Raw genomic sequence first — 17,976 nt, 5'->3', positions numbered from 1 at the left:
CATGAGACTGTTTTGGCAGGTGGACACTAATGTGGTTCTGCTATGGTTATTAATCCTATTTTTTCCTGAAGTGGTATATGGGATTGAGTGGACATATTTCGGCTGGAGGTTGGATCCGATCTTTTCACTAAATGAGGAGTTTAACGATAATCCTAGGTTATCATTTGAACAAAAAGATGCTGGTTTCATTACTACTGTCAGTCCAGGGCTGCTCATTGGTCGGCGCGAGGAGCGATGGGAAGTTAACCTTGGCGCTAAATTAAATTATGAGATTTATAATGGCGTTGATGTTCCTGATAGAGACTCAGAACGGATAAGATTGCGCTCACATCTTCATTTTACTGAAAGATCTTTTTTTCAATTAAATGGTAGCTATGTGCGCGATACTCTCTTGAGAAGAGTATTTATAGAAATAGATGAAGATTTCCTTGAGCCGATTGAGGATATTGATATTGGACTTGTAGATGTTAGCACAAGGCGTAATCGAGTCCAGATAAATCCTTCGTGGCGGTATGCATTGACGGAACGAACTTCAGTGCAATTAGGATATGGCTTTACAGATCTATCATACGCAGAAAGTGAAGAGATTAACCTTATTAATACTCAGCAGCATCTTCTATCAGGTAAAGGATTTTATGAGCTTACACCAATAAGCACGCTGAGCTTGAATGTAAATGCCACGCGAAGAACATCAGAAGATGAGAGTGAAACTGATAACCTAGAAGCCTTAGTGGGTTGGAACCATTTGTTCTCGGAGACTTTTCAGAGTGAAGCGAGAGCTGGCTATCGTATCACCTCAGCTAGTAGTAATGATGAGGAGGAAATTTCAAGCGGATTTGTGGGTAAACTCGTTATACGATATTCTACAGAGTTAGGCCTTTTGAGGGGGAGCATTAGTCGAACAGTTACCCCTAGCGGAAATGGTCGGTCAAACCAAACTGACCGAATTCGTATTCAATATACACAAACAATCATGCCCCGACTCAGCTTTGTTCTGAGAGCTGATGCTTTCCGCACGGAATCCGTTGAAGATGACTTTTCTCAGGGTGAAAGACGCTATTTTGACGTGGAGCCACGGTTGCTTTGGAATTGGACGCGGTGGTGGGCTGTGGAGGTCGGATATCATTATCGCAGAAGAGAAAATGAAAGCCCTTCAGAATTTGCTAATAGTAATGCCGTATTTGTTGCTATCACCTATACGCCGTTGATAGAAAGATAAAAGACTCACTTTAATAGAACATCCTAGAGTCTGGTTACTTGAGCCGATAGGCTGCTGACCACATCGCGTAGGCTGGCGCGACTGGACAGCTGATCGAGCGCCACGAAGACGAACCGCAACCAGTATGTCATCTTGTGCAACTTCCTGCCGTCGTGATGATAATTGCGATGCTCTTAAATCCATGTCTTAGAACCAGCTACTAGAAGTATTGCGTTATCACTCCTTTGTAAAAACCAAGCATGAATCAAAGCGCTTTCAAATTAAATGATCTTATTGTGATCTTGCGCCGGCGCAAGATGCAATTTTTGATACCAGGTGCTGTTGTCTTTTTTATTAGCATAGGGATCGCTTTTGGCTTACCGCCGCTTTATCAATCAAAAGCAAGAATACTTGTTGAACAACAGGAAATTCCGGAGGAACTTTTATCGTCTACGGTTCAAACTTATGCAGCGGAGCGCATTGCTACTCTCAAGCAGCACATCATGTCTTTTGAGCAGTTAAAGGCATTAGCACGGGAAGCCAATTTATTAAGTAAAAATAGTAGCTACAATGAAGAAGTAGAGGTAGTAAAGAGGATTAAAAATAATACCCGGGTTGAGCCTGTATATGCAGAGGTAACCGATCCAAGAACGGGAAGGTCCCGTACAGTTACTATTGCTTTTGATATTTTTGTTAGTAGCGGCTCTCCTAAGAGCGCGCAAATAATTGGTAAGGAATTAGTTGAACTCTATTTGAACCTCAACAAAAAGTTTCGTATTCAACAAGCAAACTCATCTGCTAAATTCTTCGAAGAGGAAGCCCAAAGATTAAGTAGTTTGATTTCAAAGTTAGAAGCTGAATATGCAAGATTTAAGGAAAAAAATGTAGCCCGATTACCAGAAATGATGGGTTTGAACATGAGCCTACTTGAACGGGTAGAGGACCAGTACGAGGAGATAGAAAAAACAATTCGAGAATTGAAAGAACAGAGGACTGCATTAGCTGCGCAGTTGTCACAAACACAGCCACATAGTGGAGAGAGCCCTGTGGCTCATTTAAAGACATTACAAATGGAGTTATTTAATGCATCGTCAAAGTATAGCCCAAATCACCCTGATATAGCTCGGCTAGAACGAGAAATAGCAATACTAAAAGATGAAATTGGTAATGAGAAAGGAGAAAGTAAACTTATAGAAAAATTAGTATTTACCCGAGACGAGCTGGCAAAAGCACGTACTAGATATTCTGAGCAGCACCCAGATGTTATTAGGTTAAAAAATGAAGTAGCTACACTTGAAGATGCTTTAAGAGAAATACCAGAAGGGGCAGAACAAACAAGCCAAATAAAACCAGATAATCCTGCATATATTTCCATCAAGGCTCAACTTGATGCAGTGGATATCCAGCTAGCATCTGAAAAAAGTAAACGTGTAAGAGTTCAAAAGAAACTAAATGAACTAGAGCGTCGTATTCAACAAATGCCGCAAGTTGAGCAAAAAGCACTGGAGTTGAAGAGGAATTATGAGAATGCAGTAAAAAAATATCAAGAAATTAAGGATAAGCAACTGAATGCACAAATAGCTACCCAAATGGAAGAAGAAGGTAAAGGAGAGCACTTTGTTTTGATTGCACCACCTCAACTTGCAGAAGAGCCTTCTAGCCCCAATCGTCCGGCAATTCTTTTTTTGGGAATAGTGCTTTCGTTCTCTAGCGGAGTTGGACTTGTTGCCCTTACTGAGTATCTAGATCAAAAAGTGCGCGGTATTAGAGGAGTAAAAACAATTTTTACCTCACCTCCTTTAGGAATCATTCCCTATACCGAAAATAGCCAAGATCGCCGCCGTCAGAGGAGGGTTAGAATTTATTATTTGCTTATAGCTTTACTTGGAATAGGTCTGATGTTCACTTTTATCTATTTTGTGCGCCATATGTAGGTAAAAAATATTAGGACAATTAAGAGGAAAATCATTATGTCTCTTGATTATATTACCAAGGCTGTTCAACAAGCCCAACAAGAAAGGAATATAGATGCGCATAAAGCAAAAGTAACTGCTATTAAGCGGATAGAAGTTAACTACGATCAGATCCGAACAGAAACTGTTTCAGAGCAGCATCTTCATGAGCGTCGAATTATTTCCGGACTGTGTGATACCGAGCAAGTTAATAGCTATAAGATGTTGCGTACCGCAGTTTTGCAGCGCCTGCAAAAAAATGGTTGGAACACTTTTGGTGTGACTAGTTCTATAGCTGGAGAAGGGAAAACGCGTACAGCGATTAATCTAAGTATTAGCTTGGCGATGGAGGGTAATCACACAGTATTGCTTGTCGATGCTGATCTACAACGGCCGGCTATTCATAAATACTTTGGTTATGCACTAGAGAAGGGGTTGAACGATTACTTGGTAGGTGATACCCCAATCAAAGATACCCTTATCCATGTGGCAATTGGAAACTTAGTCACTTTACCAGTGAGAAAGCCACTCCAAAATTCCTCAGGGTATTTACGTTCGCCAAAGATGGCAACTTTAGTAGAAGAAGCTAAAACTCGCTATTCTTCGAGGATTGTTGTGTTTGACTTACCACCGTTACTTTCCACTGATGACGTTATAGCTTTTTCTCCTCTTTTAGATTCAATTTTGCTGGTTATTGAGGATGGGGCTGTAACTCATGAAGAGCTTGCCCGCTCAGCTGAATTGCTAAAAGATACAAATCTACTTGGAACCGTGCTTAATAAATCTAAGGAGAAAATAATGGGATATGGACCCAGTTATTATTAAGTGACGTTGATGGCATATCTTAATTATTCTGAGCTAAGCACGCAGCCCCGTACTGCATAATATATTTTAGACTTCTTTATACTTACTTGCATCAATTGTCTGCCTGTATCCTTTTAAGCTTAAAGATTTAAACTAGGACGATTAATTACAGTGCTTGTTTGGAGAATACCACAAAGAAATAAGCGCACTTTAGAATGCAGAATATTAGATGAGATGCTAGTGTACTGCCTTAGGAGTGAAAGGTGCTTTCTACTTAATCCAACAGCTACGGAAATATGGAATGCTTGTAATGGTCAGCGGAGTATTGCCGAAATTATAAGGTGTTTGGGGCAACCGGAAGAGGACGTCATGCAGATGATCATAAGCTTATGGGATCAAGGCCTTCTAGAAGTAGAGCAAGTTTTCTAGTAATCACTATTTTATTAGTAAAATACTACTCATTTTACTATACCTAAATTAAGGGTGCTAGATATCCATTCGCAATATCTCTGTCCTGAACTACAAGCTGTCCTTTGGTGCGTAAAAATAAAATTTCAGGAAGCTCTCTCATACCGGCTCCCTGACATTTTTTTATCAAGCCTAAATTGGGATAAGCTATTGTATTATGCTCAAGTTCATGCCTTAACACCATTGGTGCATGAAGTTATAGCTAGTCAATATCAGTCTGTAGTTCCGATCAATATCTTGAAGGCTCTAGCAGAACGGCGCAGGGTAATTGCTTACCATAATCTTCAATGTACTCACGATTTGCTTCTTCTGCATAAAGAATTCAGAAAGCAAAATATACGGGTTATTTCCTATAAAGGGCCACTATTGGCTATGAGTGTCTACGGTAACCTTTCCCTTCGCGAATTTGGAGATCTTGATCTTCTTATAGATAAACGCGATATTAAAAAAACAGTGGACATTATTGCTGCTAAAGATTACCGAATTACGAGTCGATATGGTTGGGAAATTACGTTTTCTAAAGAGGATAAAAAAGAATTAGATCTACATTATAGCTTATCACCTTGGACTTTTCCCGTTTCACTTTTTTTTGATTATCTATGGGAGCATGCTCACCGAGTGCGAATAGCCGATGAAGAGATTGTTACTTTTTGTCCTGAGCATAACCTCATGGTTTTATGTGTTCAAGTTTCCAAAGATGCTTGGGAAGATCGCTTGACGTTAAACAAGCTATGCGATATTGCGGCCTTACTTAGTATTTCCCATCAGCAATTTAACTGGTCCTATATTTTACATGAAGCTGCTTTATGTAGGCTCAGTCGGATACTTTATTTTGGGCTTGCTCTTACAAAAGCCTTTCTAAATATAAAACTCCCAGCTCTTATTTTCAAAGAGTTGCGCGAGCAGAGCTGGATAGAAAAAAGTGTATTACAAACAGTATATCGTGTTGCAGCTATAAAAAATGGAAAAAAAAATGGTTTTTTCTATAGAATGCAGCTGCATTTTTTTCTACAAGAAAGTTTTCTTGGGAAAGCTTCTCAAGCAGGTATGTTGTTAACAAGGCTGAAATGGGAACGTAAAAAAATTTATGAAAAAACCCCCTATTCAAAAAACTAATCATGCAACTTATATAACTCAACATAAGCGAGTACTTCTCGTTTCACCCCAACCATTCTATGAAGAAAGGGGAACGCCGATAGCTGTACGTCATATTTTAGTTGCGCTCGGCCAGTTAGGCTATAAAGTAGATTTAATTACATATCCAATCGGAGAAAAAATTGAACTTCCTTCCGTTAAAATTTTAAGAATTCCAAATCCATTTGGATTTAAATCTATACCAATTGGTTTCTCATTTAAAAAAATATTTCTTGATGTAATGCTTACTGTTTTGTTCTATAAACAGTTTCGCAATAATCATTACTTGTGCATTCACGTACTGGAAGAAATGGCTTTTCCAGTTGCTCTACTTGCAAGGCGAAAAAAAGTATTTGTTGTTTACGATATGGCATCTTCATTGCCTGAGCAATTGTCCCATTCTTTTTTTTTAGCAATAAGATTTGTCAAAAAATACTTAGATATTTAGAAAAACAGCTTTTTTCTTATGTAGATTACATAGCATGTAGTGCTGGATTATCTACTTATATAAAAAAATCATGTCCTAGCGCACGAACCACAGAATGGTTTTTTCCAATATCCTTACAAACACCGGCTCTAGAATATATAAAAGAAATGCGGCGCAAGTTGCAGCTATCCGATGCCAACCGCGTGGTTATGTATATTGGATCATTTGCAAAGTATCAAGGTGTCAATAACCTTATTGAAGCCGCTCAGCGGATTACATCAAAATTTCCTCAGCTTGTTTTCTTCCTGATTGGCATAACTGAAGAAGAACAGTGGTCTTTTCGACAGTGCACCAGAAAAGATCTAAGTCCACAGATCCGAATTATGCCCAGATTGCCAAGGGAAGAGGTAAATTGTTTATTAGCACTTGCTGATGTATTGGTTTCTCCTAGGCTTTATGGAAGCAATACCCCCTTAAAAATTATGGAATACATGGCATCGGGTAGGCCAATTGTTGCTAGTGATATTGCTGCTCACCGTACAATTTTGGATGATACAAGAGCTGTATTAGTTGATCCCACTATAGAAGGGTTCACGTCTGGCATTACACGTGTATTACTGGACGATAATCTCGCAATTCGGATAGGAAGAGCCGCACGTGTTTATGCGGCTGATGCGTTTAACTGGTGTCGTTTTATTAGGCATGTAGATAAAATTTACCAAGAGCTTCGTTTGACTAGTTAATGCTTTTCTATAAATAACTACCATTTTTATTCCATCCTATTTTGGCTACGTTTTCTTTTTATTATATAAGATACAGCATCGAGGATACATCATGTGGAATACATTGGAAGATGTTAGGATAAAGAACTTTGATTGGATAGTACTCCTAGCCCTAACATTTTTTGCGTTGGTTACTAGAAGCTATGGCTTATCAGAGTGGCCTCTTGTTCATGATGAGTATTCTACGGTGCACGCGGCAAATGAGCGGTATACTTCATTAATCAATCCAGCCTATTATACCTTGGTGGTAGGTAGCTTTAATCTATTCGGTGTTAGCGAATGGTCGGCCCGCTTACCTGCTATGTTGCTTGGCGTATTGAGTGTTCCTATTTTCTATCTAACCTGGCGGAATGTACTGGGCCGTAATGTGGCCCTGCTCGGGGCATTATTCATCATTTTTAGCAGTTGGCATTTGTGGTACTCACAATTTAGCCGTTTCTATACAGGCGCTTTTTTATTTGGCTCTCTCTCTTATTATTTTTACTATCAGGCGATACGATCGGATAGTCTGCGATATCTAGTATGGGCAATACTGGCTAATATAGCCGCTATTTCATTTCATCTGACCTCGGTTATGGTGCCTGCCTCATGTGCGCTCTTCTCTCTTCTTATTATGTTTTCTAGAAAGGGGATAAAGGCCGGCTATTCAAGACGAATTGCGGCCACTCATATCGCAATTTGTTCGCTAGCCGGCTTAATTTCGTTGTCATTTCTATGGCAGATTGCCGTAAGCCGTATGGAACGTGCAGGTGGTGCAACCTGGGGTGATGGAGCGGGAGAAATGATCCTGCAGATTACGAGGCATATACAGTTACCTATTGCTGTTAGTGCGTTCTTTGGTATGTTTTTTCTATTACGAAAGGACATGTTTAAAGGACTGTTTTTTATGATGGGCATTGGTATACCTATCATCTTTGTGCTTGTCTGTGCAAATTTCTTGAACTCTCGATCTGTTTATATGTTTTATTCTTTTCCTTTACTGTTAATACTTGCTGCCTACTTGTGTGAGCAAGCAAGGCAAGCTCTATCAAATTACGGAGTAGCATCTTATGCATTTGCCATTATGCTAATTATTCTTTTACTCCCTGAAACGATTTCTCACTATACAGGTAGGAAAAGCTTAGATGTCCGGGAGGCAGTCGAATTTGTGGAGAAAACCTATCGCCCTAATGATATAGTCTTGGCTTTTCCCTGGGAATTTACACATTATGCGGAAGGCAAATTCTATATGGTACCTAGGCCCGGCAGTCCACGCGTTAGCAAAGTGGCATGGAAAGAAGAGCTCCAACTGTATACAGAGAAGGCAGAGCGCATGTGGATTATTCTGGAAACCTTTCGTGCTCCCTATACTAAAGAACTGGAATCCTGGCTAATGCATAATGCCTTATTAGTGTGGCGTAAATATGAACAAAGAATTGACTATGCAGTTAGAGGATATGAAATATATCTGGTGAACTCCTCGAAAAAGATCTCTTCTATACCCTGAGAGCTAAAAATTAAGCTACTAGCATGCTTCTTGAATATACGAATCGAGACCAAATAAGGGTTATTTTCTTATAAAAGCTTTTCTTGTTGGAGAGCTACTTATGGATCTTTCTGTTATAGTGCCCCTCTATAACGAAGAGGATAGCGTAATACCTCTATATAAAGCACTTGTTAACACTCTAAACCCTCTTAATTTAAATTATGAAATATTATTCATTGACGATGGTAGTCGTGATAAAACTTACTCTTTAGCAAAAGAACTCGCAAAAAATAATCAGCTTTTGAGAGTAATTAAATTCCGCCGAAATTATGGTCAGACACCTGCCATGGTTGCGGGGATTGAGCATGCCAAGGGTACAATATTGATTACTATGGATGGTGATTTACAAAATGATCCTGCAGATATCCCCAACTTTATAGGCAAGATCAAGGAAGGGTATGACATTGTTGTAGGTTGGCGCTACAAAAGGCAAGATAAATTGTTAACAAGAAAAATACCTTCTAAGGTTGCGAATTGGCTTATAGGAAAGATTACAGGAGTTCGGATTAAAGATAACGGTTGTTCACTTAAGGCTTATCGGGGGGATATAATAAAAAATATTCCTCTTTATTCAGAAATGCATCGGTTTATACCAGCCATAGCCTCTTTAGCTGGAGTTAGTGTTGCTGAAATTAAAGTAAATCACCATGCACGACAATATGGGATTTCTAAATATGGACTGTCACGAATATATAAAGTATTAATTGACTTAATTACCATAAAAACAATAATTTCTTTTTTTCCACGCCCATTAGTTCCATTTTCCTTAATAGCTGCAGTTGCAGCATTGGTTAGCTTTTTTTCTTTTATTTCAGGAATATTTCATACCTTACAATTTGGTCAAGAGAGCATTGTCTTCTGGGGCTTGACTATTTTGTATGGTGGTCTTGCTATTGTGCTTTTGTTTTGGGGTGTTCTTGCGGAGTTGGTATATAGAACAGGTAACCTAAAAATAGAAATATTTGCTAATTTAAATGCCGACAACGAAATGTCACGAAATAGTGAAATGGAGAAAAGATAGTGAGTAGTCGTATTGAGTTATCGGTAATAATTCCTGTGACAGACAGATATGATAATATTGAAGAAATCTATTACGACTACAAACAAAATATAAAGGCTACTAATATGGCCTTTGAGATTGTTTATATAGTAGATAGCCATTTTGATGAAGTATTAGAAAATCTGAAAAAGTTAAATAAAAAAGGCGAGAGAATTAAAATAATTAAGCTTGCTAAATCCTTTAGCGAAACTACTGCTTTAAATATCGGATTTGATAATTCCTCGGGAGATATAATCCTGACTTTACCTGCATACCAACAAGTTCAGGCTAGTGAGATACCTTATTTAATAAAAGCGCTGGATAGCCATGACATGGTAGTAGGAAGAAGGTGGCCGCGGAAAGATTCTGGGTTTAATCGCATTCGCTCTAAGTTGTTTAACCTACTTTTAAAGGGCGTGTCTGATTTGCAGATTCATGATGCGGGATGTAATGTCAGGGCTTTTAAGAGAGATGTAATTAATGAAGTTCATGTATATGGGGATTTGCATCGTTTTTTTCCTATTATAGCCGATAGATATGGTTTTAAGGTAGTAGAGTTAAATGTAGCACAGTCAGATAGGGATATTTCCCGGCGTATTTATAGCACTAGCGCGTATTTGCGTACTTTGCTAGATATCCTTACCATTTTCTTCTTAATTAAATTTACAAAAAAACCTCTACGATTTTTTGGTCTTTTAGGGCTTGGGATATTTTTTATAGGATTAATTGCTACCCTTTATATTGTTGGAGAGCGCCTTTTTTTAGGAGTGAGTCTTGCCAACCGTCCAGCATTACTTCTTTCTTCTCTACTAATTGTTTTTAGTATACAGGTAATGGCAATTGGGCTTATTGGAGAAATAATAATTTTTACCCATGCTAAAGAACTCAAGGAATATACGGTCTATGAAATTATTAATTAAATAAAACGCCTCTCGCGGATTTTCAGCACAGGATAATGTTATCGGGGCGTGATCGACACAGAGATTGAGCAGTCGGGTGGGAAATTGGGGTTCCCAAAACCGGCGGTTAAAGCGGTAGCAAAATTTATTTTGTAAATAAGCTTTGGAGACCCTATGGGCAGCTCCGAGGATAAATCGCTTGAGGTTGGCGATAGCCACATGGACCCAGGGCAGCCAATGGCTGACCTGCTCGGGCGGGGTGACCCGTGGGCAGTGAATTTGGCAGTCCTGCAAGCTGCCTAGGGCCGGCAAGGAATTGGTAAAGACAGTGTGCTGCGGCATCAGTCGACGTTGGGCAAATCAGCCACGTGGGGGTGGTCTACCTGGTTCACTGCCTCCATGGCCAGAAAGCCCGCTCGCTCGCCCCGGTCTTCATAAGCCACGAAAATGGGGGGGGTCCTTCGGCCCCCCGGCCCCGCTTTCCTGAACATTGGCCCCGACCAGGGCCTCATCAAGTTTCCAACCACTCACCCAACTGATAGAGGCTATCGCGATGCCCCATGGCGGTACGCAACTTGCGTAGCATTCGGTAGGCCGTGGGCCAGGAGATAGTGAATCACTTGGACAAACGCAAGAGCGAAATCCCCCCTTTGTCCGAGGCCACCCAGTTAATGGTCCAGAACCCTTTCCTCAAGGGAACCTTCGTGGAATGAAAAATCGTTCCGGCGCTCACCGAGACTTGGTGGCGGCAGCTGGCACATTGATACAAAGGGCGGGTCGTTATCAGGTGCGCCTTATCATGGCCGCACCGCAAACGGCAGGCGAATAAACCCGTTCGGCCATCGCCGTTCGGACAAAAAATTGTATGCATGCTGTGATTGTATCAAATTATATTTAAATAATTTTTAGAGAATTGAAATAGAGATGCTACCAAATTTCTTTGTTGTCGGAGCACAAAAATCAGGCACTACATCCCTACATCATTATCTTCGTGCACACCCAGAAATTTACTTGCCATTTCAAAAAGAGAGTAAATTTTTTGTGCATGAAAGATTTTATAATAGGGGAATTCATTACTATGAAGCAGAATACTTCTCTGGTTGGGATCATGAGCTAGCTGTAGGAGAAGTCGATCCAGAGTATATGTATATTGAACAAGCTCTGGAGCGCATAATAAAACATTTTAACCCTAGTAGTTTAAAGCTTATTTTTATATTTAGAAATCCTGTTGAGCGTGCATTTTCTCACTACTTAATGACTTATAGGCGTGGGCTGGAGCCGCTCACGTTTGAAGAGGCTATATCAGCAGAGCCAAGTCGTATTTCTCAAGGAATCATGTCTAACATACATTATAGCTATACAAATCGCGGATTCTATTTGCGACAAGTTGAAAAATTTCTTATGTATGTTGATAGATCAAAAATGCTATTTTTGTTAACTGAAGATCTCAGAGAGAATACTTTAGACTGTTTAAAAATAATTTTTAATTTTTTGGAAGTTTCTCAGGATTTTTTACCTCAAAATATAAATAAACAATTTCATAAAGCGACAGCACCACGTAGTATGACTTTGTTGCGTCGCATAAAAGGGAATGGTCCTGAAAAAAAAATTATACGGTTATTGATTCCTAAAAAAAAATTACGCCATAAACTACGTAAAAAGCTACTTGGATTTAATCAAAAAAATCAGCATAAAATGAGTTTGAGTGATTATATGTATCAGCATCTTTCTGAGCTATTTTTAGAAGAGAACAACCGACTTTCAAGGTTTATAAACCGTGATTTAAGCCACTGGAACTATATAATAAAAGATGGAAAAGAAAACGGATGAACGCCGAGAATAGTTTCAAAAGAGTAGTACGAGGAGGTGTGCTGTTTTCAATAGGTACTCTCCTTGCTAAATTATTACACCTTGCTACTGGTATTATTATTATCCGTTTTTTATCACCAGAAGAATATGGATTAGTATCCCTTGGGTTTACATCAGTAGCACTTTTGGCACTCTTTTCTATTCTTGGGCTTGGCACGGGTATACCTCAATTTATTGCCAGGCATCATGGAAAAAAGAATAACGAGTTGGTAGGTGCAGTGGCAGGTACATCTCTTTTTATTTCTCTTTGGATAAGTCTTTCATGTGCAACCTTTTTATATTTTTGTGCACCATATTTAGCAGATTACTTTCAAAAGCCGGGATTAAAGCAAGTATTAGAAATATTTTCTTTAATGATTCCAGCCACCGTTTTAGTAGAGGTTTTTACAGCTATATTTCGCGGAATAGAAAATCCAAAAGCAAAAGTTTTATTTACAGATATCGGCGCTAATTTAATCCGAATGCTACTTCTGGTGCCAATAATTTTTTTAAGCTTAGAATTTAAATGGATTTTATGGGCCTATGTTGGATCCATATGGGTTGTTTTAAGCCTATATCTTCTATATATGAGTTATAATTTTATCAGCCGATTTCGTCTTGTAGTTAGTGGAGTACTTTCCCTACAACTCTTATCTTTTTCTATGCCACTGTTAGGTACTAGCCTCATGTCAAACTTGATGGGATGGGGAGGGACATTAACTCTGGGGTATTTGGCTTCTGCAGAAGAAGTGGCATTTTTTAATGCGCCATTGCGTTTAGTCAGTATAATTCCCATTCCTCTAGCGGCATTGGTTTTCTTATACCTTCCGATAGCTACCAAGATAGTTGAAGGAAAGTCTCTTGGAGATCGTAATACCCTAGAATTATTGTATATAGCTACAACTAAATGGGCTTTTATTGTTACCCTGCCATTATTGTTATATTTCTTGACTGATGCAGAATTCATTGTAGGATACCTTTTTGGTGAGAAATACCATGATACAGCAAATGTATTAAGGGTATTAACAATTGGGTTTGCTATCCATAGCTTGCTTGGCCCTAATGGTATGACACTAATTAGTTACGGAAATACCCGTATCGTATTTATTGCAACTATTTTAGGTGCGATATCTATAATGACCCTTTGCTTAGTATTAGTTCCATACTATGGGGCTTTAGGAGCTGCATTGGGAACTGCTGCTGCTCGTTTAGTTACAAATATATTTGTTTCTTTTTACTTATATAAATTATTTGGTATTCATCCTTTTAGGGCAGAGTATGTAAAACCTGTGATTTTCACAATTTTTGCTAGCATATTGTGTGTTATGATTTTAAAATTGTCTTATGTAATAATGAATGAACTTTTACATTTATTATTGTTTTTCTTGATAGGGCTTTTAGCATTGTTATCTCCAATAGTAACCAGAAGTATGAGTTCAAATGATTTGGAAATTCTTCGATCAGTTGAAAATCGTTTGTGGGGAAAAACTCATATCGTAAACCGCATAAGTGTTTGGTCATGTCAAAAAGATACATCAATCTTGAAAGCATCTCTTAAATCTGGAAGTGATTAACTAATGCTAGTATTGAATACTAATAGTTTGCAATTTGATTATCATTAACTTCATTTACTATTTTTTAAAATGGTATTTGTTTACCGTCCTATTATGCCTAGAAGTTTTATGTTATTGGCGGTTTTAATAGGCACTCGCTACGCAAACATCTGGAAGCAGTTAAGCAGGAGTAGGAGTTAGGCGCATTACGCCATGATGACAAGAGGCTTATTTAAAAGAATTAATTTTTCAATCAGGAGAATAGAGGTCAGCGTGGATCGTTAGAGAAAGATGAACGGGCGGGAAAACATCATGCGTCCTTCAGCCGTGGGTAGGCTAAAGCAAATTCAAAGTGGCCTATAGGCTCAATTGAAATTTTTTAATTAATCTACTATTTTTAATTTCAAATTTAGGGCTTTATAGATAGTGTTATCATGTATGATATTAGACCAGATTGCAAAACAGAAAATTTGGATGGCGGCGAGGAATGAAACACTATTTTTGCCATGGCGAGTGGCAATACCATGGCATTGCTTGATGTGCAGAAAATCGTTTTCAATGAAGTATCCCCACCGATAGGGATCTGAGTTATACACTCGTTGTATCTTACGGGTTTTTCGCAGAAGAATGACCAGCGCCATGGCTTGTCTTTAGTCTGTTCGACAAGGAGGCGCTATCCTATCTGCGATCTGCCAGCAAATGCTCTGCGGTTATCCCCATTATAGCAATTCCCGTTTTTATTAGGCACAATATTAGAGTTATCTATTTTTTCAACCAGATTAGATGGGTTTAAATGTTATGCCTGCGCCTTACTCATTGGACCTACGCCAAAAAGTCATTGAAGCCTATGCGAACAAAGAGGGTTCGATTCGTCAGTTGGCGACACGATTTAAACTGTCGAAGAACACGGTCAGTGGTTTTCTGAAGCGCCTTCGGGAGACGGGGACGGTCCATCCCAAGCGCGGGGAAGGAGTGGGACATCCGGCAAAGATTGATGAGCCGAGGGCCCAGTATTTGACCGAGGTGTTGCAGTGCGAACCCGATTTAACGCTCCAGGAATTGTGTCAGCGATTTGAAGTGCGCTTTGGCGAAACGATAAGCACCTCGGCCATGGACCGAGGGCTGAAAAAGCACCGGATCACGCGAAAAAAAAACGTTCTACGATCCCCAAAAACACACCCCCCGGGTCCAACAACGCTGGCTTGAGTATTGGATCAAAGTAAGCCTGTGTTCCCCCGAAGACTTCATTGTGCTCGATGAAACCGGGGCGGTATTGAATCTGACCCCCACCTATGGACGGGCGCCTCAAGGGCAAAGAGCCTACGGGGAAAAATTGACCACCCAAGGCGAACGCATCAGCACCATCGGCGCCCTATCCCTGACGGGTGCGCTTCCCGCGATGTGCTTTGAGGGCACGCTCAATGGCCCGGTTTTCCTCTATTATGTCGAACATTTCCTCTGGTCTCACCTCCAGGAAGGGAAAGTAGTCATTTTAGACAATGCCGCTGCGCACCGATATGAAGAGGCGATCGAGAAGATCGAGCAGACCGGCGCCAAAGTGGTCTTTTTACCGCCCTATCACCCTGAACTCAATCCCATTGAGTACGCCTGGTCTAAGCTAAAACAGGTCCTAAAGAAAAAAGCGGCCCGGACAAAAGAGCAGCTTTATGAGGCCCTCAGCGAAGCGCTCACGCTGATTTCACCCCAAAACTGTCAAGCCTACTTTAAGCATTGTGGACTCTGTCCCTAACTTAAATGAGAACAGCTATATTAAGCTGAGTGCGGTACCTTGTGTAACAACAATTCGGATCGGCATACCTATACATCCACGGCTAGATGTAGTTTCGTGTTGAATCCTCTTTTGAGCAACTCATGTCCTTGACTTTTCCTCCTTTTGTGCCTATCGCATGGAGATGCAGCTTGATGTCGCTAGCATCGATCATCAGCTACTCAAAGCCCGGATCATTGACTAGCTGTTCCAGTAACACTCCCATGTTGCTCGCATCGTGCAGCGCCAGAACCGGCAGTGCGTGTTCTTCCAGTCATATAGATGGTGGGCAAATTGTGTTATGGAGTACCGGTGCGCGAGATCTAGAATTACTGTATTGACAAATAATCTCTTATCCTTTGCCACTCTATTTTCATCTTAATATTACAAATTATTTTGTGACGGCACTAACTTAGTTAAAAACAATGAGATATGCTTATTTATTATTAATTATTGCAATGGCAAATGATCTCTTTGATTTAGTGCCTTGGACACATATTCCCGGCGTATTCAATGTATCAGATGTAGGTATTGCTCTGATCGGTTTAGGTATTTTATTTTATATTTTTAAGGTAAAAGATTTTAGTCGCTTATCTAATTTTTTTACCTGGTATATTTTTCTTTATTTGGTCCTTTTGTTAGTACAAGTCTCAGTTGCGTCTTTCAATTATTCTCAATCAATTTTTGATGGTCTTATTGCTGCCAGAGATCAATTTTATTATTTATTATTTCCTTTATCTTTATTTGCTCTTAATGATGTTAGAAAGATTAAAAAATTTCTAAATATTTTATCTATAGTATCAGTAATATTAATCTTTATTTCTATAGTTAATTATTTTGGCCCAACTTTATTTTATCATCGTTGGGCTGATGGACATGGTGTTCGTTCTGGAATTGTTCGGGCCTATATCCCTGCTATGGTAATTTTGCCTTTTGGTGCTATTTGGGAATTTATAAAATATCTCGATGAAAAAAAAATATTTACGCATTCGCTATTAATGTTTTTGATAATATTTAGTGGTATTTTATTTCGTCAAAGTCGTATTTTTATTTTAGGGGTTACTGTAACACTTGTTTTAATTCTTATAGCTAGAAGACATTTTAAAGTTTTGGTTGGTTTTGGTTTGTTTTCTCTAATTTTAATTATATTACTTGAATTTACAACTGATCAGAATTTATTGCTTAATGTATTTTATACGGCTTATATAGATATAGCTCAAGAAGAAGGTACCTGGGAAGGGCGTTTACAACAGATTAGAGCATCATTTGATATAGTATTAGAAAACTTTTGGACAGGTAGTGGGGGTCTTGTAATACGCGGAAGTCATATACCAGGGTGGGCATCGCTAGGTTCTCTGCTAGATGTTGCTTTAAATACAGATTTAGGTTATTGGACTTGGGTTAAATTTTTTGGATTTCCTGGCATAGTATTAATAACTATATTAATTATAGGGTTTTATTTATATGCTTGGAAGATTAAAAACTTAGGAGGAGATCCTCAAATTATAAATTTTGCCTGGTATTATTTTACCTATGTTTTACTTATCATGGTTACTATTGGTACTCTTACAATTACACGGGGAATCGTATTGTTGTGTATAATTTGGGCATCTTTGGTTAATGCTACACAAGGTGAAGTACAGGTCCAGAGCACAAAATATGATTCTAAGGAACTACCGGTTGCTAGCAATAAGGAGGATAGGTAGATGCTGCCAGCCTTTATTATTATTGGCACTATGAAAGGAGGAACGAGCAGTTTATATCATTACCTCGATAAACACCCAGATATAGGGATGTCTTCTATTAAAGAAACTGACTTTTTTAGGACAAATGAAGATTATGCAAAAGGAATTGAATGGTATAAGAATTTATTTGATAAAAAAGCCAAAATACTTGGTGAAGCCTCTCCTAATTATACAAAACGACATCTCTTTCCAGGAGTTCCAGAGCGGATGTATGCTGTTCTGCCTAGGGTTAAATTAATATATCTTCTGCGTGATCCGATTGAAAGAATAGTATCACATTATATTCATAGTTATTCTCACCGGAGGGAACGTAGTTCATTTATAGAGGCTATAACTAAACCTAATAATAATTATATATTAACTAGCAAGTACTTTTATCAACTTCAGGTTTTTATTGAGCGTTTTTCAAGTGAAAATATTCTTCTGATTGAATCAGAAGAATTAAGGAAAAATACGGATAAAGTCATCAACATTATTTTAGAGTTTATTGGTGCTGATTTATGTTTTCATAGCCATTTTTTTGAAAAACATTTTCATCAATCTAGTGAAAAATTGCGAAGACCTTCGATTGTTTTGTATGCAAGCAGGTATATTAAGAATGCCAAAGCAAGAAAAGTGTTAACCTTTCTTTTACCCCTGTTGCCTAAAAAAAAAGGATTAATTGAACCACCCGTTATTTCTACAGAAAATAGAAATATACTTATAGAGCACTTGAGTCCAGATATTGAAAAATTAAGGGCATATTCCGGCCTTAGCTTTTCAAGCTGGTCACTATAAATTTATAACTTAATTAGGCGTTTTAGTAACTCCGATAAATTGAATTGCTATTAATGT

Annotated in this window: 16 protein-coding genes and 2 pseudogenes; 17 read left to right on the top strand and 1 reads right to left on the bottom strand. The window is 38.8% G+C overall.

What is annotated here, in order from left to right; all coding sequences use genetic code 11:
- Position 1 precedes the first annotated feature (1 nt).
- Positions 2 to 1,219 carry a porin family protein gene (locus tag NHAL_RS16195; RefSeq protein WP_013034223.1) on the top strand — a complete coding sequence of 406 codons (1,218 nt, stop codon included), beginning with the start codon at positions 2 to 4 and terminating at the stop codon, positions 1,217 to 1,219.
- A 23-nt stretch (positions 1,220 to 1,242) separates the two neighbouring features.
- Here NHAL_RS16195 and NHAL_RS22555 read toward each other — a convergent pair.
- Positions 1,243 to 1,368 (bottom strand): annotated as a pseudogene (locus tag NHAL_RS22555) (DUF4372 domain-containing protein); the annotation flags it as partial.
- Between the two features lie 90 nt (positions 1,369 to 1,458).
- Between NHAL_RS22555 and NHAL_RS16190 the strand changes: the two are divergent.
- The 16 genes and pseudogenes from NHAL_RS16190 to NHAL_RS16115 all read left to right on the top strand — a co-directional run bounded on the left by NHAL_RS16190 (position 1,459) and on the right by NHAL_RS16115 (position 17,919).
- A complete protein-coding gene (locus NHAL_RS16190; protein ID WP_013034222.1) occupies positions 1,459 to 3,132 on the top strand; it encodes a GumC family protein in 1,674 nt (557 codons plus the stop codon).
- Positions 3,133 to 3,168: 36 nt separating this feature from the next.
- On the top strand, positions 3,169 to 3,975 hold the full coding sequence (locus tag NHAL_RS16185; RefSeq protein ID WP_013034221.1) for a CpsD/CapB family tyrosine-protein kinase: 807 nt from the start codon (positions 3,169 to 3,171) through the stop codon (positions 3,973 to 3,975).
- A gap of 213 nt (positions 3,976 to 4,188) precedes the next feature.
- The gene (locus NHAL_RS22550; protein WP_041355108.1) at positions 4,189 to 4,383 is read left to right on the top strand and encodes a PqqD family protein; all 195 of its coding nucleotides are present in this window, start codon (positions 4,189 to 4,191) and stop codon (positions 4,381 to 4,383) included.
- A gap of 54 nt (positions 4,384 to 4,437) precedes the next feature.
- Positions 4,438 to 5,538 carry a nucleotidyltransferase domain-containing protein gene (locus NHAL_RS16175; protein WP_013034220.1) on the top strand — a complete coding sequence of 367 codons (1,101 nt, stop codon included), beginning with the start codon at positions 4,438 to 4,440 and terminating at the stop codon, positions 5,536 to 5,538.
- The gene (locus NHAL_RS16170; RefSeq protein WP_041355103.1) at positions 5,510 to 6,004 is read left to right on the top strand and encodes a glycosyltransferase family protein; all 495 of its coding nucleotides are present in this window, start codon (positions 5,510 to 5,512) and stop codon (positions 6,002 to 6,004) included. The genes NHAL_RS16175 and NHAL_RS16170 overlap by 29 nt, the downstream gene beginning before the upstream one ends.
- Positions 6,005 to 6,150: 146 nt before the next feature.
- Complete coding sequence (locus NHAL_RS16165; RefSeq protein WP_041355101.1) at positions 6,151 to 6,726, top strand: glycosyltransferase family 4 protein; 576 nt, start codon at positions 6,151 to 6,153, stop codon at positions 6,724 to 6,726.
- Positions 6,727 to 6,817: 91 nt separating this feature from the next.
- Positions 6,818 to 8,251 (top strand): glycosyltransferase family 39 protein, encoded by a 1,434-nt coding sequence (locus tag NHAL_RS16160; RefSeq protein WP_013034219.1) that lies wholly within the window; start codon positions 6,818 to 6,820, stop codon positions 8,249 to 8,251.
- 100 nt (positions 8,252 to 8,351) lie between these two features.
- Entirely contained in the window at positions 8,352 to 9,311 is a 960-nt protein-coding gene (locus NHAL_RS16155) for a glycosyltransferase family 2 protein (RefSeq protein ID WP_013034218.1), read from the top strand.
- Positions 9,311 to 10,249 (top strand): glycosyltransferase, encoded by a 939-nt coding sequence (locus tag NHAL_RS16150; protein WP_013034217.1) that lies wholly within the window; start codon positions 9,311 to 9,313, stop codon positions 10,247 to 10,249. The genes NHAL_RS16155 and NHAL_RS16150 overlap by 1 nt, the downstream gene beginning before the upstream one ends.
- Positions 10,250 to 10,402: 153 nt before the next feature.
- Positions 10,403 to 10,531, top strand: coding sequence for a hypothetical protein (locus NHAL_RS22290; protein WP_275260991.1), 129 nt, complete (start codon positions 10,403 to 10,405; stop codon positions 10,529 to 10,531).
- A 621-nt stretch (positions 10,532 to 11,152) separates the two neighbouring features.
- On the top strand, positions 11,153 to 12,058 hold the full coding sequence (locus tag NHAL_RS16145) for a sulfotransferase family protein (protein WP_013034216.1): 906 nt from the start codon (positions 11,153 to 11,155) through the stop codon (positions 12,056 to 12,058).
- Entirely contained in the window at positions 12,055 to 13,650 is a 1,596-nt protein-coding gene (locus NHAL_RS16140) for an oligosaccharide flippase family protein (protein ID WP_013034215.1), read from the top strand. Before NHAL_RS16145 ends, NHAL_RS16140 begins: the two co-directional genes overlap by 4 nt.
- 777 nt (positions 13,651 to 14,427) lie before the next feature.
- Positions 14,428 to 14,835, top strand: a complete 408-nt coding sequence (locus NHAL_RS16130; protein ID WP_238985373.1) for a helix-turn-helix domain-containing protein — start codon at positions 14,428 to 14,430, stop codon at positions 14,833 to 14,835.
- A 1-nt stretch (position 14,836) separates the two neighbouring features.
- A pseudogene (locus NHAL_RS16125) lies at positions 14,837 to 15,379 on the top strand (IS630 family transposase); the annotation flags it as partial.
- Positions 15,380 to 15,822: 443 nt separating this feature from the next.
- On the top strand, positions 15,823 to 17,103 hold the full coding sequence (locus NHAL_RS16120) for an O-antigen ligase family protein (protein ID WP_013034212.1): 1,281 nt from the start codon (positions 15,823 to 15,825) through the stop codon (positions 17,101 to 17,103).
- Positions 17,104 to 17,919, top strand: a complete 816-nt coding sequence (locus NHAL_RS16115; RefSeq protein WP_013034211.1) for a sulfotransferase domain-containing protein — start codon at positions 17,104 to 17,106, stop codon at positions 17,917 to 17,919.
- Positions 17,920 to 17,976 lie beyond the last annotated feature (57 nt).

The sequence above is a fragment of the Nitrosococcus halophilus Nc 4 genome (assembly GCF_000024725.1).
GTDB classification, from domain to species: domain Bacteria; phylum Pseudomonadota; class Gammaproteobacteria; order Nitrosococcales; family Nitrosococcaceae; genus Nitrosococcus; species Nitrosococcus halophilus.
The sequence above is the reverse complement of the archived record's forward strand: the minus strand, read 5'-3'. Positions and strand labels throughout refer to the sequence as shown.

Coding starts and splice junctions, on each gene's coding strand:
- NHAL_RS16195 (WP_013034223.1), top strand. CDS start 2: ATGAGACTGTTTTGGCAGGTGGACACTAATGTGGTTCTGCTATGGTTA.
- NHAL_RS16190 (WP_013034222.1), top strand. CDS start 1,459: ATGAATCAAAGCGCTTTCAAATTAAATGATCTTATTGTGATCTTGCGC.
- NHAL_RS16185 (WP_013034221.1), top strand. CDS start 3,169: ATGTCTCTTGATTATATTACCAAGGCTGTTCAACAAGCCCAACAAGAA.
- NHAL_RS22550 (WP_041355108.1), top strand. CDS start 4,189: ATGCTAGTGTACTGCCTTAGGAGTGAAAGGTGCTTTCTACTTAATCCA.
- NHAL_RS16170 (WP_041355103.1), top strand. CDS start 5,510: ATGAAAAAACCCCCTATTCAAAAAACTAATCATGCAACTTATATAACT.
- NHAL_RS16165 (WP_041355101.1), top strand. CDS start 6,151: ATGCGGCGCAAGTTGCAGCTATCCGATGCCAACCGCGTGGTTATGTAT.
- NHAL_RS16160 (WP_013034219.1), top strand. CDS start 6,818: ATGTGGAATACATTGGAAGATGTTAGGATAAAGAACTTTGATTGGATA.
- NHAL_RS16155 (WP_013034218.1), top strand. CDS start 8,352: ATGGATCTTTCTGTTATAGTGCCCCTCTATAACGAAGAGGATAGCGTA.
- NHAL_RS22290 (WP_275260991.1), top strand. CDS start 10,403: ATGGGCAGCTCCGAGGATAAATCGCTTGAGGTTGGCGATAGCCACATG.
- NHAL_RS16145 (WP_013034216.1), top strand. CDS start 11,153: ATGCTACCAAATTTCTTTGTTGTCGGAGCACAAAAATCAGGCACTACA.
- NHAL_RS16140 (WP_013034215.1), top strand. CDS start 12,055: ATGAACGCCGAGAATAGTTTCAAAAGAGTAGTACGAGGAGGTGTGCTG.
- NHAL_RS16130 (WP_238985373.1), top strand. CDS start 14,428: ATGCCTGCGCCTTACTCATTGGACCTACGCCAAAAAGTCATTGAAGCC.
- NHAL_RS16120 (WP_013034212.1), top strand. CDS start 15,823: ATGAGATATGCTTATTTATTATTAATTATTGCAATGGCAAATGATCTC.
- NHAL_RS16115 (WP_013034211.1), top strand. CDS start 17,104: ATGCTGCCAGCCTTTATTATTATTGGCACTATGAAAGGAGGAACGAGC.